Below are 20,476 nucleotides of genomic sequence, written 5' to 3' on the forward strand. Positions count from 1 at the left end.
GTTTACGCATCCATTGCGTTGACTCAGTAGTGAGTCGACCTAAACTGTAACGAATCGAAATGGGCACCACATCACCCCAACGGGTGATATTTAAGCAGCAAGCAGAAAAACAACCATCAACCCATAATAAAGTGCTTACTAAGCTTTAAGCCCTGAGCTTGGTAGTTCGACGGTACTCCTTGACCATAAATTCGGTCAGGAGTCTCAAGCATACGCTCGTAAACTAAACGTCCTACATTTTGACCATGCTCAAGTAAAAATGGCACATCGAAACTTCTGACTTCCAGCACCGCACGAGCACCTTTACCACCGGCCGCGGCAGCGCCGAAACCCGGATCGAAAAAGCCCGCATAATGCACACGGAACTCACCCACTAAGGTGTCATACGGTACCATTTCAGCGGCAAAATCAAATGGCACGTGCACGGCCTCTTTCGAGACCAAGATATAAAACTCACCTGGATCCAAAATCAGCTGCTTAGAGCGAGCATATAACGGTTCCCAAAAATCGATATAGGGATGCGCGGCCGGTAAATCCACGTCAACAACGCCAGAATGTCGCTTAGCGCGAAAACCAACCAATCCCGATTGTTGATCGCCCACTAAGTCTACACTCACGGGCACGCCGTTTTTAACCTGATTAGCCGTGAGGTTCACATCGACTAATCGCTCAGACTGTTGCAGTTCAAAATGGCTCTCATTATCAATACTCGACACGCCAGAGCGTACTCGCAATTGTGAAAGGCGCGAACCTTTTCGCACTAACACACTAAAAGTCAGTGGTGCAATTTCCGCATATAACGGACCACTGTAACCCGCGGGCACTTGTTCAAACTCCACACCATAGTCAGTGATCAAGCGGGTAAACACATCAATCCGCCCAGTTGAACTCTTAGGGTTGCCAGCTGCCACGAGATTAGTAGGCAAATTCAAGCTTTCCTGCAATGGCACGATGTAGACACACGACTTTTCGAGCACCGCTCCGTCAACCAGATCAACACTGTGCATTGCTAAATCATCCAAACAGTCAGCTACGGTGCGGTCCTTACCTGGTAAAAAAGAGGATCGTACTCGATACGCTCGACTGCCCAAACGCAAGTCAATACTGGCGGGTTGAATCTGATCTGCCTGCGCGGGGGTTTCAAGGCAGATTACTCCGCTATCAACCAACGACTGTAAATGTTGTGATGCTAAGGCACCGTCACGTTCAAACTGCATAGAATTAATGGAATTTAGTTAAAAATAATGGTGCGGTTTTTATGCACAATCGCTTTGTGTTCTAGCACTTTCAAAAGCGCGTGAGCGAACACCTTTTGCTCAATATCTCGCCCCATCTTAACCATGTCTTGCACTGATGCTCCCGGCGCGACACGTGCAACATCTTGTTCAATAATTGGCCCTTGATCTAATTCGGCTGTAACGAAATGTGACGTAGCACCGATCAACTTAACACCTCGATCATAAGCCATCTGGTAAGGCTTAGCTCCAACAAAAGAAGGCAAAAAGGAATGGTGAATATTGATAATTGGACAGCCCGCAGTATCGATGAAATTCTCGCTTAACACTTTCATATACCGGGCTAAGCCTAAGTAATCTGGCTTATAGCGATGTACGATATCTAACTGCTTACGCTCGTACGCTGCAGTATCACCATCGGTAGGCACGAAGAAAAATGGTATACCATGCCGGTCGGCGATTTTTTGCATCGGCTGATAATTGCCAATGATGAACGACACCTCAATATTAGGAAAGAAATTTGCCTCATATTTATTGAGAATTTCGATCAAAGCATGCGGTTGCTTCGAAGCAAACAAACCAATGGTTTGTTGTTGGCTCATAAAGCGCACATCGAAACGAGCGTTATAATGCGCAGCCATACTCGCAAATTCAACCTCGAAGGCTGACTCATCCTCCCATCGGTCATTCATAGGCCATTCCAGACGAGAGAAGAAATGACCATCATCGGTGTATTCCGCATAACGCGATATATTGAGATCACGCTCAGAAAAATAATTCGCGAGAGCGGCAATAATACCCACTTGATCCACGCAGCTAAACAGCAATGACGCAAGGTTTTGATTGTTAGAATCTACAGTCGCAAAAGGCATAAACTCGCCATGAGGGTTACCAAAAATAGTGGGCGTCATGATACACCGGAATGACACAGCACAAAACGCCTGCAGACCGAGTATCGGCGTAGATACGCCGATATCGTTACATAGCCAAGCAATATTGTTGCTGGTCGCCGGCTAAGCTAGACTGTATTGATGCAAAACCGACCACCATCCACCTCTATTCGTCAATTACTCGCACTGGCCTACATGGTAATTGCGATACCCGCTATCACGTTCGTATTATTTGCGGCACGCGCAATTGATTATCGAATCGAAGAAGCGCAAGCCAGCTTTGTCGACGGCGATCGCTTTACCGTTGCCATTACCCCAAGGAACACATGGTTTATTGCGGTAGGCCAAACACTGCGCGAGATCAACGCGCCGTTTTCTTTATCACCAAAGGTGAACTTAGACAGCCATCAGAATATTAAAGTAGCGCTTAGCTTGTCCGATGTCCGCACCGCCGTGCTGTATATCTGGTGTCTTATCTTATTGGTCGGCGCCCTAGTCATCTGGTGGCTAAGCATCAAACTCAAACGCCCCCTCGACGAATTGAACTCAGCGATCGATTCACTCGCCCGTGACGACCTCGACAAAGCAGTGCTTATAACCGGTGCCAGCAACTTTCAAACAATGGGCAGCAAGCTGGATAAGCTACGCTTACGTTTACGTCATAGTGATGCGCAAAAGACTCAGTTTTTGCGTCATATATCTCATGAAATCAAAACACCACTAACTTCCATTAAAGAGGGCTCAACGCTGCTGCAAGAAGACATGCTTGGCCCCATCAACGCTGAGCAGCGAGAAGTAGCTAATATTTTAGTCAGAAGCAGCCTCGAGCTACAATCGGCGATCGAAAACCTACTCGACTACAGCGCGGCGATTGCCGCTAGCAACATACGGCGACGAGACTCCACCAACTTGGCCGAACTGACCCGCCGTGCAGTCGAAAAACATGCATTACAAATCAAACAAAAACAATTAGACGTAAACCTAGAATTACAAGCAATAACTCACGAGGTCGACCCGTCACAGATCTTGACGGTGTTCGAAAACTTGGTATCCAACGCCATAAAACACTCACCTTCGGGCGGCCAAATAGACATATCTTTGCACGCCCTACGACCGAGAAAAATCGAGTTCCTCATTAAAGATCAAGGTCCCGGCATTAACCCTGCTCAGAAAGATGCAATTTTCCAAGCCTTCTTTGTTGGCGACCAAGCAACCAACACCACATTAAAAGGAACCGGTTTGGGCTTATCAATTGCGAAACAATACGTAGAAGCGCATGAAGGCAGCATTCAGGCGTTGGAGACTCGAAACGGCGCCACATTTAGAGTAGTCTTAACTCAATAACCCTTGCTCTCACCTCCTTAAACTAGTTGAGGAGCACTACATGCCAATAGCTAAGAAACACCGCAATAACGAGCTCCAGCGCACCCATCATGCCAAAGTGCTGCTGGTCGACGACAATGCTGACTTGTTGAAGCTGATTTCATTACGCTTGAAGCCGCTAAAGTTTGAGCTAAAAACAGCCACTTCAGCGGAAGAAGCCATCAGCATTTTAGCGCTTTGGCGGGCTGACTTAGTGGTGACTGATCTGCAAATGGGCGGTATCAGCGGCATGGAGTTATTCGAACACATCCATTCCAGACACCCAGTATTGCCGGTCATCATTCTTACCGCTCACGGCACTATTCCGGATGCAGTCGCCGCCACCCAATCTGGGGTTGCCAGCTATTTAACCAAACCGTTCGACAGCGATACGCTGGTTCGCCAAATACAGTCATCCCTGCTCGCCAGCGGCTATGTAGCCGATACCGTAACCCGGTCAGAATGTAATTCATGGCGGCAGCATATCGTGACAAAAAATCCAGCAATGGAAACACTTCTCAGTCATGTAGCCGAGTTAGCAAATTCTGACGATGTCGTCCTGTTCGAAGGCGAACACGGAACCGGCAAAGAAGAATTGGCGCGAGCTTTACATGCCCGCAGTGACCGCGCGGATAAACCACTAATCTCCATTTCATTTGATTCCGCACCGGAAGAAGACCTCGAAGCCGAAATGTTTGGTCGAGTGGGCGGACAATCTGAGCAACAGCAAGAAAAGCTCGGGGCATTAATGCGCGCAGATGGTGGCGCGATCCTGATGACTGACTTCGTCGGAGTATCAGCGAAATTTTTAAAACGTCTACTGGTGGCGTGGCACGCCCAACAGGCCACTCCCGTTAACTCTGACCAGGCGTATAAGTTTGACGTACGGGTACTGTGTACTACCACGCGCATTGGCAAGTTTGGTCAAAACCAAGAATCTCTATGGCAGATGGGACCCAAGCTTGAGTTCACGACCTTGGCGGTGCCATCGCTGGACGAGCGGCGCGAAGACATTCCACTTATCGCGAGCCATTGCCTCAACAATTTAAAGGGGAAATCCGACTACCAATTCTCAAACAAAGCCATTCAATTGCTGCTCAATGCCGACTGGCCGGGCAACATTCGACAGCTCATTAACGTGGTGAAACAATGCGCCAACCTGAGTAACACCAAGATTATCTCAGACACGCTGGTAAAAACTCGAATTGATTACAACGAAGACTCTCTACCGCCACTGAGCAATGCTCATCGGGATTTTGAGCGCGAATACTTGGTTGAGGTGCTAAAGCGTACTAATGGCAATGTGACGCGCGCCGCAGATCTGGCGCAACGCAACCGCACTGAATTCCATCGACTACTTAATAAGCATAAGATCGAAGCTAAATCGTTTAGACAAAATCCTTAGTTTGCTAAAAATACCGCAACAGGGTTAGCCTTTGCTGATTCGCTTATATATAATCGCGACTCGACGAAATCTTTGTGGAAGAGAGGTTGTTTCAGACAACCCGCCGAAGGCGCAACGTGCTCGTAACCGCTCAGGCAAACGGACCGCAAAGCTGAAACGTCGTCTCTGGAGAGCGCTTGGTGTGAACCAATAACCACACTCAAGACACCGAAGGGGTAATCTTTCAGGTAACCGGACAGAGGAGCGAACGATCGTATCATTGAATGATCTCAGCGATGAGATGCTGCAGTGGTGCGCCATTCAACGTTTCGCCGCCGGTGCCTCTATGTCCGATCCCTCCAGTCTTTTAACAACTCCGCTATATGACCTACACACATCACTCAACGCCAAAATAGTCGATTTTGGTGGCTGGGCGCTACCAGTTAATTATGGTTCTCAGATAGATGAGCACCATGCCGTGCGCAACGCATGTGGCATGTTTGATGTTTCACATATGACTGTCTCCGACATCAATGGCGCAGACACCATCCCGTTTCTCCGCCAGCTGTTAGCAAACGATATTGCCAAAGTCACCAACACGCCCGGCAAAGCACTTTACAGCTGCATGCTGAATGAACAAGGCGGTGTCATCGATGACCTAATCACGTACTACATGAGCGACACCCATTGCCGCTTAGTAACTAACGCCGCCACCAATGCAAAAGACATGGCATGGGTTGCCACACAGGCATCCGGCTTTGACATCACCTTTACCGAACAGCCAGAGCTGGCGCTAATAGCTGTTCAAGGCCCCGACGCATTAGCAAAATGTGCCGAAATACTGCCCGCCGAATTTGCTAATATCGTCGGAGAGCTATCGCGTTTTGAAGGCCGCTATTGGGGTACAGAATTCGTTGGCCGGACTGGATACACCGGTGAAGACGGTGTCGAATTCATTGTCTCAGCCGATCTAGCCAAGCAACTCTGGAGTGCTTTTATAGAAGCCGGAGTACAACCTTGCGGACTTGGCGCACGTGATACCCTGCGCCTTGAGTCAGGCATGGCATTACACGGCAACGATCTAGATGAAACGCATACACCGTTAGAGTCAGGTTTGGAATGGACTGTTAGCTTGAAGGAAGAACGCGACTTTGTTGGTAAACAAGCACTGATAGAGCCGTCTGAAAAAAACCTAGTAGGCTTAATTTTGACTGACCGTGGTGTATTGCGTGGCCACCAATCTGTGGTACTAGATGATCAAGTGATTGGCGAAGTGACCAGCGGAACCTATTCCCCCACGCTTGAGCAATCTATTGCACTGGCACGCGTCGATAAAAAGCTCGAGATTGGCCAAACCGTGCAAATTGCCGTTAGACAAAAACATTTAAATGCAGTGGTTGCGCGATTTCCGTTTGTCAAAAACGGCTCAGCAACCAACTAATCGAGAATACCTCATGTCAAAAGTAACTTTTCCTCAAGACCATTTTGCCAATCGACACATTGGGCTAAACGATTCAGATATCCAATCAATGCTCGACGTACTTGGTTATGAATCACTTGACCATTTAACTGATACAGTAATTCCCGCTAGCATTGCAGACGACGCAGCGCTGAACCTTAAACCCGCGCTAAGCGAAGAGCAGGCGTTAGCGGAACTTAAGCAACTCGCGGCACAGAACAAAGTGCTTAAATCACTGATTGGACAAGGCTATTACGGCACGCATACGCCTAAAGTCATTCAGCGCAATGTGTTAGAAAACCCAGCGTGGTACACGGCCTATACTCCGTATCAGCCGGAGATTTCGCAGGGCCGCTTGGAGGTTCTATTCTACTTCCAGACCATGGTGACAGAATTAACCGGTATGGACATCGCTAACGCCTCCTTACTCGATGAATCAACCGCCGCCGGTGAAGCACTTACTTTGGCACATCGCGCGCTACGCGGTAAGCGCAACCGCTGCTTAGTCTCAAAAAACTGTCATCCACAAACACTGGAAGTATTGAGAACTCGCGCTACCCCGCTCGGCATTGAATTAGTCGAATTCGACGAAACTAGCCCTGCGGAGTCTTGGGACGATACTTTCGGCGTCATCGTACAATACCCAGATACTTACGGAACCGTCACTGAGCTAACCGACTTGTGTAATACCGCGCACGAAAACGGCGCGCTGGTGATTATGGCTAGCGACTTATTGGCGCTAACCTTATTGAAGTCGCCCGGAGAGCTAGGCGCAGACATTGTCATCGGGAACTCACAACGGTTCGGCGTGCCGCTTGGCTTTGGCGGCCCACACGCGGGATTTTTCGCCGTGCGCGATCAATTCAAACGCTCTATGCCTGGTCGCCTTGTTGGTCAATCGATAGACGTGCATGGCAACCCGGCTTACCGCTTAGCATTACAAACGCGCGAACAGCATATCCGACGAGAAAAGGCCACTTCTAATATCTGCACCGCACAAGCATTACTTGCCATTATGGCCACCTTATACGCTTGCTACCACGGACCAACTCGCCTGCGCTCCACCGCCCAACGAGTAAACCAGTTAGCGAATACGCTGCGCGACGAATGCAAGGCATTCGGAATTCAGACTAATGAAGTGGTATTCGACACCGTCACGCTGTACGACGTCAAAGCTGCCGACATCGTTAGTGCTGCTGTAAAACAGGGCATAAACCTTAATCAGCGCAGCGACAACACGGTATCTATTTCGCTGGATGAGACCTGCGAGGAGGCTGACGTGGTGTCGTTGCTTAACATTCTCGGATCCAGCAAGCAATCGTTGGACATGGCATCAACAGCGGAAGATCGCTGGTTGCGTAGCGACACATACATGACCCAAGACGTGTTTCACAAATATCACAGTGAGACCGAAATGATGCGCTATTTACGACGTCTGTCAGACAAAGACATTGCACTAGACCGAGCCATGATCGCGCTCGGTTCATGCACCATGAAGCTCAATGCCGCATCGGAAATGACGCCGGTTACTTGGCCTGAATTCTCAAATATTCACCCGTTCGCGCCGCACGACCAAACACTGGGCTATCAGAAAATGATTGCTCAACTCGAGGAAATGTTATGTGCTTGCACCGGCTACGATGCCATGTCTCTACAACCCAATGCGGGTTCGCAAGGCGAGTATGCCGGCTTGTTGGCAATCAAAGCATTCCACGAGGCAAATGGTGACCAGCAACGCAACATATGTTTGATACCAAGCTCTGCGCACGGCACTAATCCGGCCAGTGCGCAAATGGCGAATATGCAAGTGGTAGTGGTTAAATGCGACGAACGCGGCAATGTCGATCTAATAGATTTACAGGCAAAAATTGATGCTAATCCTGCACAAATAGCAGCGATTATGATCACCTACCCTTCTACTCACGGGGTATTCGAAGAGGACGTAACCAAAGTATGCGAAGCAGTACACCAAGCTGGTGGGCAAGTATACATTGACGGTGCCAACCTAAACGCCTTGGTCGGTGTGGCACAGCCTGGTAAGTTTGGTGGCGACGTCTCACATTTAAACCTACACAAAACATTTTGCATTCCACATGGCGGCGGCGGCCCAGGTGTTGGCCCGGTTGGCGTTCGCTCACACTTAGCGCCATTTTTACCAAAAGACGAGCATAATACTGAACGAACTGGCGCACTAATTAGTGGCGCACCGTTCGGTAGCGCCAGCATCTTACCTATCTCGTGGATGTACATCAGAATGATGGGCGCACGCGGATTACGCAAGGCTACCCAATGCGCAATTTTAAGCGCTAACTACATGGCGCATGAGTTGAAGGCGAACTACCCAATTTTATTTACCGGTAATGCTGAGCTAGTCGCGCATGAATGCATTATCGATACTCGCCCAATGAAAGACCATGGTGTATCGGTTGACGATATCGCCAAACGTTTGATCGACTACGGTTTTCACGCGCCAACCATGAGCTTTCCGGTTCCAGGCACGTTGATGATCGAGCCAACGGAAAGCGAATCACGTGCGGAACTTGATCGTTTTTGTCGTGCAATGCAAGGAATCTTTAACGAATACACGGCAGTGAAAAACGGCGACGTTCCGATTGATAATTCGGTGTTGAGCAACGCTCCGCATACCATGGACTTTGTGTTGCAAGACAATCTAGATGTACCCTATTCGCGGCTTGCAGCTTGCCATCCAGATCCCGAATCAGATTACAGCGTTAAATACTGGCCACCGGTCGGTCGTATTGACAACGTTTATGGTGACAAGAACCTAATCTGCTCATGCCCGTCGATGAGTGAATACGAAGCGTCTGAATAAGCCGCTATTAATTATTATTAAACGCTAAGTTAAATTAGAACCAACCACGTTTTTTGCTATCCAGCTCCGCTCGGCACTGACTGAGCTGGGTAGCAAATTTTTTGGCTCGCGTGTCTACTCGTTTAGCGGTATTAAGTAGCCATTGCTTGCTCAGATGAGACCCTCTGGAATAACCACCCTGACCTTCGTGGTAATTGAGATAATGTCCGTAAGCATCCCATTTTGAAACGCCATTGCGTTGATAGGTCACATTCATATACCAAAGCACAAAATCCACCGCATCTGAAAAATCATCGCGGTCAGGCGATCGTGAACCGACTGCTATCTCATATTCACGCCAAGTACTTTTCAATGCCTGCGCATAGCCATAGGCATCGCTTGGGCGACCAGTTGGAATAATGCCTAAGAAATACTGCATCTTAGGTTTAGCGTCTGCGGTAAAAGTAGACTCTTGATAAATGATTGCCATTGGCACATGAATCGGCCCGCCCCAGCGCTCCGTGCTTCGCTTAGCCGCTTGATACCAATGTGGCTTGTCATTAAAGATCGCGCAGACATCTTCTTTATTGCTCAGTGGCCTGCTCGCACAACCTATCAGCAAGCCGCAGATACTAGCGACTACCAGCAAACGCAAAATTCTTATCGAAAACATTTTTTCACCTGTGCCAAATGACGACGACTGACCGGCAAACTTAGGTCGAGGGTTCGTAAAACTACTGTGTTTTGACCGTCGTGTAGTTTCTCCAAACGATGAGCTTCATTCATATTCATCAAAGCATTTCGATGTACTCTTATGAACACCTCAGAATACTCCTGCTCGAGTTCCTTTAAGGTTTTCTGAACGAGAACTTCTTCCCCACTATCCAGAATGGCAAAAATATTTTTTTCAATCGCCTTAAAACATAACACCCTATTCGCAGGAACATTCTCTAAAGCGCCGTGAAGACATAGAGAAATGGATTTAGTAGCTACGTTTTTTTGCAATAAACTATTCAGCTGATATCGATTGAACTGAGCCGCTTTGGTCAGCGCAGCACGAATGTCGTCTAATTGTACAGGCTTCAATAAATACGCTATGGCGTTAGTTTGAAACGCCTTCAGAGCGAACTCGTTATAGGCAGTACAGAAGCACACTGCGGGCAAATCAATCTCTAACAAATCCATTTCTCGCACAGCTTGCAATCCATTTTTAACTGGCATATTGATATCAATAAAAAGTATGTCGATTGCGTGCTGGGAAACCATATCTACTGCCTCTTGGCCATTCACGCCTTCCGCTACAACATTGACATCGCATTGTTGTAGCAGTCTCTTTAACCTCGCTCGAGCAAGCGGTTCGTCATCAACAACGGCGGCCCGTATCTGCATATAAATGTGCCCTCTAACTCAAAGCTTGTTTCGGAAACCGGATAATGACAGAGTATTTTTGATCTTTATCGACAACTTTAACATGCTGTTGATCGTCATATAGAACGAATAGTCGCTCTCGTATATTGGCCAGGCCTATCCCATGCCCCTTGTGAAGCATAGTCGACTCTCCCTTACCATTTTCGATCATTAGCGACAAATGGCGAGCAGATTCCCGAATATCTACAGTAATATTAATGGTGCCATCGGACTCAACACCATGCAATATCGCGTTCTCGATCAACGGCTGAAGTATCAGCTTCGGTACTCCCCATGCACTTGGGTCGTTCACTCCGCATTGCCAGGTAATGGTCAAACGATCCTCATATCGCCATCGCTCGAGCTCAGAATATCTTTGACAAAGATTAATCTCACTTTCTAATGTATGCCGTTTACGCTCATTCTCTAAACCTGCCCTAAACAGCATAGACAGTGAACCAATAGCCTTCTCAGCACTGTCCGGCTGGGTCGCTACTAGTTCAGAGATCGTTGTCAGGCTGTTAAATAGAAAATGTGGCTGAATTCTCATCTGCAAAGCTTGAATTCGCGCTTGCGCTTCAGCTTGACTGCGCTCATTTAAAGTATCAAGAAGCACGAAAAATCGAATTAACAACAAGCATACGATGGTAGATGCGAGCATCAGTCGCGCCACTCGCCAGAAGTCGATCTGAGTACTATAAGGGCCGCTAAGTGCGTACTGTGATGCTAACTCAACCACCAGCACGGACGCATTGCACACCGCTACAACAGTTAGAGCTCCAATCGCAAATTTCCGTTTAGCGATGACTTCACGTAGCAAACACAAAAAGAAACAATCGCCAATTACTATCCATTGAGCGTACAGAGACCACGTAGCAAATTCTTGCCATTTGGGAGTCGTCGTCTGCGATAGCCACACAACAGAAATGACCAATTGCGTCACTAAAACGACGATTAAGATACTGGTATTTCGGCAAAAATTAGGAAGCACGAGACGCCGAGAGAGGGTAGACACAAGACTACCCAGAACTCAAGGCGTTATTCACCAACACCATAATCAGCACATACCTTAATATCTGAAAGTCACCTGCTGACAAACGCGTACCTTGTAGCACTGAAGATTAACTCAAAATGCCGACCTAACGACGCCACTTACCGCCTTTAACTCCCTGAGAGTTCAACGTCAAAGCTACCTCACCATGCGACGCCTGAAACCCTCCAGCAACTGGCGTAGCCGTCAACAAAACACAGTCAGCTATTAACAACGTCGGACACGCTGCAGCAGCAACACTGTAATGGCCATTTTCAGTAATCACCGGGCTAACAGCGTAGCCCAGTGTTGTAAGGTCAGTTACATAAGTTCGTTTACGGCTTTGATAGCGCTCTTGTTCAAACATAATTTCGGTAAGGCTCGCCTGAGCCTCTGATCGATTAGCTTTAACAACGTATCGAGAGTAAGTGGGAATAGCAATTGCAGACAGAATCCCAATCACCGCAACCACTATCAGCAACTCAATCAAGGTAAAGCCAGTTGTTTGGCGATATCGAGTCATATTATTTTTCCTCAATTAGGTAATTGGAATTAGCGTGCACGACCATCTTCCCACCATACTTTTTTATCAGCCTTACCCAAATTCAGGTTACTGAGCCCAAATTGAGTTTCACCATCAAATGGTTCAGTACCAATAATAACAATGGGTTTTAAAACCTCTTGCTGAGTTGCGACACCATCTACCATCACGGTAATAGTATCGAGTACATAAATAACCACCGGCGTAGCTGTAATACCTGGTTTTTCGAGCTCAGTCACCTCAACGCCGCCATTCAATAAGTTGAATGCATAAGCTTTCGATGTACCCAATCCGGCATTGCACGAATCACCCAAGTTTGCCGCATTATTATCTGCAGGCAGATAAGACACCGCAATGGCTTTAAAATCACTAATTAGTGTTGGATTTATAAACTTCTCGCCAACACCATTAATTGTAATCGAATAGCCATTCCCTCCAGCTTGGAACGCAGATCCCAAGTCGGATGCGCCAATCTTTCCCCAAACCGAGGAACCTTCTACGTAAGTATAAACGGCTTCTTTAACAGAGTCAGAATCAGAGCTAGGCGACACTTCTTCATCATAAAGAGGCTGCGTAACGTTTTTATCGTACAACACATAGAATTGATTTGAGAAGCCCTCAGTAGTAAGTGGGCTTGCACGATACCCAGTCCCCGTAACCAAAGCGTATCGAGCGCTGGCAACTAATGTGCCATCATCAGCCCGCACCTCTGGCAATAATGTAACATCAACTGGGTTGTAGAAACGACGATTAACACCTGAGACTTGTAAATCAGCTATTAGGCCACCAGCTACATCGTCGATAGTGACGTTCGTGGTGCCATCAGCGTCTTTAACCGAGTCGTTTTGTGAGTTGTCAGATGCCGAAATATCGTTTTCATCTTGCGCTGCTGCCCGAAAATCAACTCTGAACACTTGCCCAGCGATATCAGTAAAAAATAGCATGTCAGCCGCGCCATCTTTATTGACGTCAAGCACGGTCGGTTTTGACACCACACTGTGAGTCATTTCAGGAATAGTCAGGTCACGAGTAGAGTTAACCACTGTTTTACCAACCATCCAGAGCAATTCTCCAGTCGCCGCATCAATCATATATACCGAGTTGCCGAGCACGTTGTTTGACAGCGAACTCAAACTAGCTGTGGGGGTATCATATTGCTCATCATAACCACCGGAAACAAACAACACATCACGTAGTCCACAAACCTCGGCACCACCGCCAACTCCAGCTTCACAATAATTCGCTTTTGTGACCACTGGCTCGGCCCAAGTTTGCCCCAATCTAGCGTAGTCGCCTGAGCCGCCTTCGATAGTCCAAAGCTTGCTCACAGGGTTAGCCACATCAGTTGCATCAGAAACGTCAACAGCGAAAAGTTTATTGCCGCCACGTCGTTGCCCGAAAAACAGGTGTGCTCTGCTTACTGCACTGCTGGCATCACGTCGAACCAAAAAGGCGATCTCGCTATCTAGCCCGTAAGTTTTTCCATTGTTATCCTTATTATAATAGTTGCCCAAGTTACTGAATAATGATCTATCTGGGACATATGACCATGCTTCTGTACCATCTGCACCATTGATCGCATGCAACATACCTTGGTTCGAAGTATAAAAAACAATGTCATTCGGATTGGCTTCAGTTGCGCCGAAACTCAACACATAAGGAACTCCGTGTAAACTCTCGCCAATGTACTGGTTAGTCAGTGTAGCGCCATTGCCAAGCTCATTGTCAACATCATAGCCAAGGGTCCAACTCGCGATTGCCACCTGATTAGCGTCAATCGCACTAGGGTCTCCCCCCCTTGCACCAATATCGATAGACGGAATCGCGTCACCGGCTGGTCTGCGTGCGGTTTGTTCTAAAAATTGTTCAACAGCAGCAACTTGGTCGGCTCCGCTCAAAGACACAATCGTCGAACCATCAACATTTCCAAACAGTTTTCTGGCCGGCTGTATATGCTCCCCTGCACCACCATCACTCACTTCACCGCCATCTGGCGAAGTAGACCAGTAACTTTGTGCATCTTCATGGAAAAATCCGTCAGAACCAATCGCAGTTTGAGAATTTGCATCCACAATCTTCGCATCGGCGGTAACTTTATATTTCTTTACATTGCCGTCCCACCGTGAATTATTTTCAGGCTTGAACAATGCGTAGTAGATATCCTCTTTATTTTGCAAACGGTTAAAAGCATTAACCGTGACCGCCGGTGCAGAGAACACATCTGAATCCGCGTTAGAAATTCCGTCTAGAATAGAACGAAATACAGACTCCAAGCCCTGCAGATCGGTAGCTTCAAAGTACCCCGAGTTTGGCAGTGCATCGTCAGGCCGACCATTATTCGCAATACTGGCTAAGTAGCTAGAGGACAGGTTAAAACCAATCGTATACGTGTTAACTTCAGCGATAACACCGGGCAAGTCTGACAAGTCATGATTCGCCATGTAAAGCGACAGCTCGTCTGCGCAAGTACTACAAGCAGAACCGATCACGTCCTTTACTTTTAAGTTTGCATTGTTGTCATTAGTCGGGTCGCCATCCGATAACATAACGATACTATTAGCTTGACATTGGCTAGTTATCGGCGACTTGTACTTAGTTGAGTTAGTCGGATCAATAGCATCAGGGTCCGTGATATACTCGGTACGATCATATGTCGCTTTGTCCTCCCAATCTACATTGAATGTCGCGTGTTCTCCGTAGCTGCCTTTAAGTGTTTTATGACCATATTCTATGTTCTTTCCTGCCCAGTATAAATACGCTTCATACATAGACTCAGCCAGAGGTGTAAACTTTCCAAACTCAATTGCTTCAACTTCATTCAGCAATGCCGTTTTATTTGCATCAACATTCATATTAGATACAGCCTTGGCAACGGTGCCTCCGCTTCGAGCACTGCTAGAATTTTCATTAAAGCGCATTAAGCCAGCATTTACTTTTGACGTATCCGCTAAAGAATTCTTTAGCGCGGTCTTCATACTCTCTAGACGTGTAATACATTTATACACCGCATAGAGGTCAGGGTCTGCATCATCTTGGACTTTGAAATACATGTTCTTATATTGACTGTAACCAGTATCAGCATCTCTATCCTTAGAATTCCCGCCACAAGCTTGAGCCTTGTAATCAACCTCTACAGGCTCGTCTTCGGCACCCAACTTGGCTAGTTTATAGCCACGTACCTTAGCGGTTCCATCCTTTGAACAGGACTCAGGTGGTAGCGTGTTCCCGCTGGTAAGCTGCAAGTATTGATGATAGTTACTCGCCACCCAATATACATTTTCAGTATCCCTGTATACACCATCTCCAGAATTACGTGAAAAATAGTGTGCTGTCATGGTCGAGTTATCTTCAGCACCATTGGTATTACGAGGTCTATCGTTAGTGTAGGTATTAACCGTATTATGCCCATGATCACGATTATCATCCTGACACTCAACACCTGACACGGGGTCGGTATCTAAGTTGTCTATATCGTCGTCCCAACCATACTCAGTATTCGACCCGCTTCTGAAACCAAACTGAACTAACTTATCACGAAATACAGGGTAATTAGATGTCGCGCTATTAAATTCATCACGATACGCTTGACAGTGGTTTTGAGCCTCAGTCACATATTTGCCACTGTAATTATCTCCAGAAGCGCCGTCTTTATATATGTATATATTTGAATCATTTGGCGTTACTCCAAATGAATAATCGAAACTTGGATCGTAGCTAGATAAATCGACATTACATCCACCACCGCCAGTATCAGGACTCTCATCAATATAACCAACCAGGTTGGGTTCAGTCTCCCCCATACTGGTTGAGTTATCCAATATGAATAACACATTCGGGAAAAAATCAGGATTAGTTTGTATTGCGCCAGTACCGCCGCTAACCACACCAGTGTATATCTCAATATCCTCAGCCTGGCCGGTGCCAGAGGCGAGAGTGAATATGCACGCAAATGCACTGACAATCGTGTTGCGCTGGAATCCCATAAGACGCTTTCGATCTAAGAGACATTGTATTGTTTTAGTGTTTTTCATGAAGTCTACCCCTCTCTGAGGCAAGTGAGATATATGGTCGGTTTATTCAGCAAGTGTTCTGTACTCGTAAACCTGATGTTGAGTCGAATCGATTTTGGTATTAACCATTTTTGAGTCAGCCAAGATCTTAATTTCATTGCAGCGGATTTTTTCTGCACCAGCGCCAAGCTGCTGACCGAACACAGCACAATTGCCGCGATAGCTTTGTTCAGCCACTTTAGTCATGTACGTATTTTGCACCGGCGCATAAATCTCTAAATCCGAATTCGCAGGCGTCACCGTAGTGCCAACAGCATTGTCAGTCATAGCGATAATGTATGACGGCACACCATCACTCAGCTTGCGCTTATTAATAGTGTCGATCTGAGCGTCTATTTCCGCATAGCTGGCATTAAATGTTTCCAATCGAAACTGGTTGTTACGGACCATAAATGCTTGAGTTTGACTGTTGTTAGTCGCTGTAACCGCAATTACTGTTAACACTATTAGTACAACCATAGTGATCAACAACGACGCGCCACGTTGTGCGCTTATCTTGTGTATCGAAAATTGTTTTGACATTTTCATTTGGGTATTCGCTCGTATAAATCGCTGCGCAATGAACTACATGCCATTCGGCAACATTACTGTGGTTGAATAAATTTCTCGTTTGACTCGGTCGGTAATACTGATTTCCGGACCGTCTAACAACTGGTATTTACGTTCAATATTATCTTCAGTGTTTGCGCCTGCATCTAGGTCAACGCCACTACCTACCAAAAGCGCGAATCGAATACTTTTTACTCGACTTGAGAATGCTGGCGTTAAGTTCGTATACGACTGATAGCGGTCGATCACATCATCCTGATCGTTATCAACGCCATATTGCGCTTGCAACCGATCAACACCATCAATCAATGGCGCTGCTGGGCCTTCGATTTGACTATCGGTGATATTGTAAGTTTGGCAGTAGAGCGATCGCACACCGTCATTGTCGAGGTCCGCAGTCCAAAATACATTGGCGTATCTCTTCTCGATGCCGAGCGGCACCGTTACCGCTGCAAAATTACACCCAGTAAAACTACTATCCGCAATAAAATCTACTGCTATGCGATCTGAATTATTCGCAAGTTCGTCCACGGTACACCCTTGAGAATCCCCATTTGAGATACTCGACTCATTCGCGGGGCAATTATCGCCGTTATAAACGACATCCAATTTATTGGCGAAGGAGTTACTCGGGTTAATACCCGCTAAACGTAAATTCTGTGAAATAATTTCCAATGCAAATCGCGCGTTTTCTTGCGAAATACTATCGCCAGTCTGGATGCGAAAGGTTCGGGACGAAGAGACCATATACGTTAACGCCATACCGCCGATAAACAACGACAAAAATAGCCCGACCAGTAACTCAACGAGAGTAAAGCCGGAATTGGCGCGAACAAATGGCTTAACCGTATGCGCTTCTGTTTTGAAAGTACTCATTAATGAAACCTCAAGCAATATGCATCTAACCGTGTATCAACATTTACATCGGTACCACAGAGCTCTGTCACAATAGTCTTGGCTGCTCCGCTACTAGCCTGAATGTTCGAGTTTTGTTCCGCACTTCGCGCAAGCCATTCAAAATAGAGAAAGTACTCTTGACTATCTACTGTGCCATTACTATCAAAATCCACATCATTTGCGACTAACGCGATATCAAGATTCTTGAGTTTGAACGACGAATCATCTGCGACGCCGGCAGGCCCAACAGAAGCACCGGTAATCGGATCGCAAATCACACTCCATACATCAAACTTAACTATATCTGAAGCTGAGCACGTACCTGCCGCTGAACCTTGCTGGTCATCACATCGAGTTGGGGCACTTGCCGGACATGAGTATGCCCCCTTTGCAGTGTAAGACCCTATGGCCGCTGCGGTAGAAGCACCTATTTCCGTCAAATATTCATCCAACAACCCGTCAGGGTCAGCAATGGTTTTGGTCGAACGCATCCGATCCACTAATTCTTGACCTTTCCAAATCGCTACAGATCGCTGCTTGGTATCGTCACCTCTGACTAATGATGTTGTTTGCATCGCGGCAATACCCAATGCCCCAACCGAAAAAATCAATAGTGACACCATCGCTTCGATTAGGGTTGCGCCTCGCTGACTCTCAAACTGCATTCCAGCTCGAGAAAAGCCGTGTAATTTGTTTTGTATTTCCATTTTATATATCTGAACACCAAATAATCATTTACTGACAATCCAACGTGCCATTTTTTGACACACGCGCACGCCCCATACGACCAAGCTCTACCATCAAGGAATCATCAACAAGATTTTTCTTGCTACAAACCGCAAAATTAACCACTGCCGTGGTACGCCCCTGACTATCAAAATTGAGGCAGTCAGCCACTAGATCATCATCGACAAAATAACTCTCAACTTGATAGTTCACAACTTGAAGTATTTCGGCGGGAGCTACTTTTGCCATCATATCGCCAGGTTCCACGATTACGCCACTATCGGTAATATTCGAGTTGGTGTTATTCCAACACACACGAACGACGGAACCTCGAGAGATGGCCGTTGTTCTCGCCAAACTCATAATGGAACCGATGTTAGTTGCTTGCGCCTTGACATTTTGACGACGCATAAAGTCAGAAAAGCTCGGCACGGCTAGTGCGACTAGCACAGCCAACAACGCCAAAGCACTGATCACTTCAATAATCGTGAAGCCTCTTCCTGACTCAACTCTTTTCGGGTATTCAATTAACATGCGCGGGCGCCAATAGCAGATACGTTTATTTTCAGGCTAGAGCTTACGCGTTCAGCGGGTTAGGTTTCAAATAATTATGGACGAGCGGCGAAAATCGTCCGATTAACGGTCAATCAACCAAGCCTTTCCTCATCGAAGCTCCAGCTAACGATGCAATTAAGAACCTACGCGCAATTCGATTGGCAGCGAAAAAGACACATTTTCAATTGGACCTTTGGCTTCGTTTACAACGGTGCCGCCCCAATGCTTAATTTGATCAATTACGCGCTTCACCAAAATCTCTGGCGCCGATGCCCCTGCGGTAACTCCGACTACGTCGACGCCGTCAAACCAGCTACGATCGATCTGACCCGGCTCATCCACCAAATAAGCTGGCACGCCAATATTCTCGGACAGTTCACGTAAACGATTAGAATTAGAGCTATTGGGCGAGCCAACAACAATCACCACATCAGCGTCTCTCGATAGCGCTCTAACGGCATCCTGCCGATTCTGCGTGGCGTAACAAATATCATCCTTTCTTGGGCCTTGAATGCTTGGAAAGCGCTCTTTAAGCGCATCAATAACCCGACGCGTATCATCGACTGACAATGTAGTCTGAGTCACATAGGCCAAATTATTAGGATCAGTCACCTGCAAACGACCCACATCATCAGGCTCTTCTATTAAATGCATCCCAGAATTGGCTTGCCCCATAGTACCTTCGACTTCAGGATGTCCGGCATGGCCAATCAGTATGATTTCGGTGTGTCGATCACGGTACCGTTTCACTTCCATATGCACCTTAGTCACCAGCGGACAGGTGGCGTCAAACACCTTTAGGTCACGACTCGCTGCTTCATCTTGCACTGCTTGCGAGACACCATGCGCGCTGAATATCACCGTTGCACCATCGGGAACCTCAGTTAATTCATCAACGAATACCGCACCTTTATTTTTAAGGTCATCGACCACAAAACGATTATGCACTACTTCATGGCGCACATAGATCGGCGCATCAAAAAGCTCCAGCGCACGCTCAACAATGTCGATAGCGCGATCAACGCCAGCACAAAATCCACGGGGGTTTGCTAGTAATATTTTCATGATGCCTTTTGATTTAAAAATGGTTTGCCAAACGCCTCAGCGATTAATAGCGCTGCGCCAGCAAAGATTGCCATGTCGGCCACATTAAAATGAGGGTAATGCCACCCTTGGTAGAACCAATGAATAAAGTCGACCACATACTGATATATCACGCGGTCAATTGCATTGCCAATGGCGCCACCAATAATCAACGCATAAGCTAACGCAAGGTGACGCTCAAACCATTTTAGATTCTTGATAAACACCGTTAACACTACTGAGATAATGAGCGCTAAGGTAACAAAAAACAGATGCTGCGTGATGCCAGGGCCACTAAACATACCAAATGCGGACCCCGTGTTGTGCGCTAATGACAAATCAAAAACAGGCAATATCTCAACAACGCCAGACGGCCCAAGTATGTGTTCCGCCCAATACTTTGTCAGCTGATCGACAAGAATCACAATTAGCGACAACCACAGCCACTTCAAATTACTACTTTGTGTTTTTTGCAT

Annotated in this window: 17 protein-coding genes and 1 riboswitch; of the genes, 4 read left to right on the plus strand and 13 right to left on the minus strand. The window is 46.9% G+C overall.

The features are described 5' to 3' along the window. Positions 1 to 116 precede the first annotated feature (116 nt). Complete coding sequence (locus DFR28_RS00125) at positions 117 to 1,217, minus strand: 2'-deoxycytidine 5'-triphosphate deaminase (protein ID WP_113952279.1); 1,101 nt, start codon at positions 1,215 to 1,217, stop codon at positions 117 to 119. A gap of 14 nt (positions 1,218 to 1,231) precedes the next feature. Continuing rightward, entirely contained in the window at positions 1,232 to 2,146 is a 915-nt protein-coding gene (locus tag DFR28_RS00130; RefSeq protein ID WP_113952280.1) for a formyltetrahydrofolate deformylase, read from the minus strand. A gap of 120 nt (positions 2,147 to 2,266) precedes the next feature. Here DFR28_RS00130 and DFR28_RS00135 point away from each other — a divergent pair, with 120 nt between their 5' ends. From DFR28_RS00135 to gcvP, 4 genes are all read left to right on the plus strand, one after another. Beyond that, entirely contained in the window at positions 2,267 to 3,469 is a 1,203-nt protein-coding gene (locus DFR28_RS00135; RefSeq protein ID WP_113952281.1) for a sensor histidine kinase, read from the plus strand. Positions 3,470 to 3,509: 40 nt separating this feature from the next. Beyond that, a complete protein-coding gene (locus DFR28_RS00140; RefSeq protein WP_113952282.1) occupies positions 3,510 to 4,892 on the plus strand; it encodes a response regulator in 1,383 nt (460 codons plus the stop codon). A 65-nt stretch (positions 4,893 to 4,957) separates the two neighbouring features. Beyond that, a riboswitch (glycine riboswitch) is annotated at positions 4,958 to 5,048 on the plus strand. A gap of 103 nt (positions 5,049 to 5,151) precedes the next feature. Then, entirely contained in the window at positions 5,152 to 6,312 is a 1,161-nt protein-coding gene (gcvT, locus tag DFR28_RS00145) for a glycine cleavage system aminomethyltransferase GcvT (protein WP_211316791.1), read from the plus strand. A gap of 13 nt (positions 6,313 to 6,325) precedes the next feature. Then, entirely contained in the window at positions 6,326 to 9,163 is a 2,838-nt protein-coding gene (gcvP, locus tag DFR28_RS00150) for an aminomethyl-transferring glycine dehydrogenase (protein WP_113952283.1), read from the plus strand. A 34-nt stretch (positions 9,164 to 9,197) separates the two neighbouring features. Here gcvP and DFR28_RS00155 read toward each other — a convergent pair whose 3' ends face one another. The 11 genes from DFR28_RS00155 to lspA all read right to left on the minus strand — a co-directional run bounded on the left by DFR28_RS00155 (position 9,198) and on the right by lspA (position 20,476). Beyond that, positions 9,198 to 9,815, minus strand: a complete 618-nt coding sequence (locus DFR28_RS00155; protein WP_113952284.1) for a transglycosylase SLT domain-containing protein — start codon at positions 9,813 to 9,815, stop codon at positions 9,198 to 9,200. Continuing rightward, positions 9,803 to 10,531 (minus strand): LytR/AlgR family response regulator transcription factor, encoded by a 729-nt coding sequence (locus tag DFR28_RS00160; RefSeq protein WP_113952285.1) that lies wholly within the window; start codon positions 10,529 to 10,531, stop codon positions 9,803 to 9,805. The genes DFR28_RS00155 and DFR28_RS00160 overlap by 13 nt, the downstream gene beginning before the upstream one ends. Before the next feature lie 13 nt (positions 10,532 to 10,544). Continuing rightward, positions 10,545 to 11,564, minus strand: a complete 1,020-nt coding sequence (locus DFR28_RS00165; protein WP_147250882.1) for a sensor histidine kinase — start codon at positions 11,562 to 11,564, stop codon at positions 10,545 to 10,547. A gap of 124 nt (positions 11,565 to 11,688) precedes the next feature. Continuing rightward, positions 11,689 to 12,102, minus strand: a complete 414-nt coding sequence (locus DFR28_RS19965) for a type IV pilin protein (RefSeq protein ID WP_113952287.1) — start codon at positions 12,100 to 12,102, stop codon at positions 11,689 to 11,691. A gap of 29 nt (positions 12,103 to 12,131) precedes the next feature. Beyond that, positions 12,132 to 16,151, minus strand: a complete 4,020-nt coding sequence (locus DFR28_RS00175) for a pilus assembly protein (RefSeq protein WP_113952288.1) — start codon at positions 16,149 to 16,151, stop codon at positions 12,132 to 12,134. Between the two features lie 42 nt (positions 16,152 to 16,193). Then, positions 16,194 to 16,712, minus strand: a complete 519-nt coding sequence (locus DFR28_RS00180) for a pilus assembly PilX family protein (RefSeq protein ID WP_147250883.1) — start codon at positions 16,710 to 16,712, stop codon at positions 16,194 to 16,196. Positions 16,713 to 16,754: 42 nt separating this feature from the next. Next, a complete protein-coding gene (locus DFR28_RS00185) occupies positions 16,755 to 17,615 on the minus strand; it encodes a PilW family protein (RefSeq protein WP_113952290.1) in 861 nt (286 codons plus the stop codon). After that, positions 17,615 to 18,343 carry a type IV pilus modification PilV family protein gene (locus tag DFR28_RS00190; protein ID WP_211316792.1) on the minus strand — a complete coding sequence of 243 codons (729 nt, stop codon included), beginning with the start codon at positions 18,341 to 18,343 and terminating at the stop codon, positions 17,615 to 17,617. Before DFR28_RS00190 ends, DFR28_RS00185 begins: the two co-directional genes overlap by 1 nt. 28 nt (positions 18,344 to 18,371) lie before the next feature. Further along, positions 18,372 to 18,896, minus strand: a complete 525-nt coding sequence (locus DFR28_RS00195) for a GspH/FimT family pseudopilin (protein ID WP_113952291.1) — start codon at positions 18,894 to 18,896, stop codon at positions 18,372 to 18,374. A 156-nt stretch (positions 18,897 to 19,052) separates the two neighbouring features. Further along, positions 19,053 to 19,982 (minus strand): 4-hydroxy-3-methylbut-2-enyl diphosphate reductase, encoded by a 930-nt coding sequence (ispH, locus tag DFR28_RS00200; RefSeq protein WP_113952292.1) that lies wholly within the window; start codon positions 19,980 to 19,982, stop codon positions 19,053 to 19,055. Beyond that, positions 19,979 to 20,476, minus strand: a complete 498-nt coding sequence (gene lspA, locus DFR28_RS00205; protein WP_113952293.1) for a signal peptidase II — start codon at positions 20,474 to 20,476, stop codon at positions 19,979 to 19,981. Before lspA ends, ispH begins: the two co-directional genes overlap by 4 nt.

It is taken from the genome of Arenicella xantha, assembly GCF_003315245.1.
Lineage (GTDB): Bacteria > Pseudomonadota > Gammaproteobacteria > Arenicellales > Arenicellaceae > Arenicella > Arenicella xantha.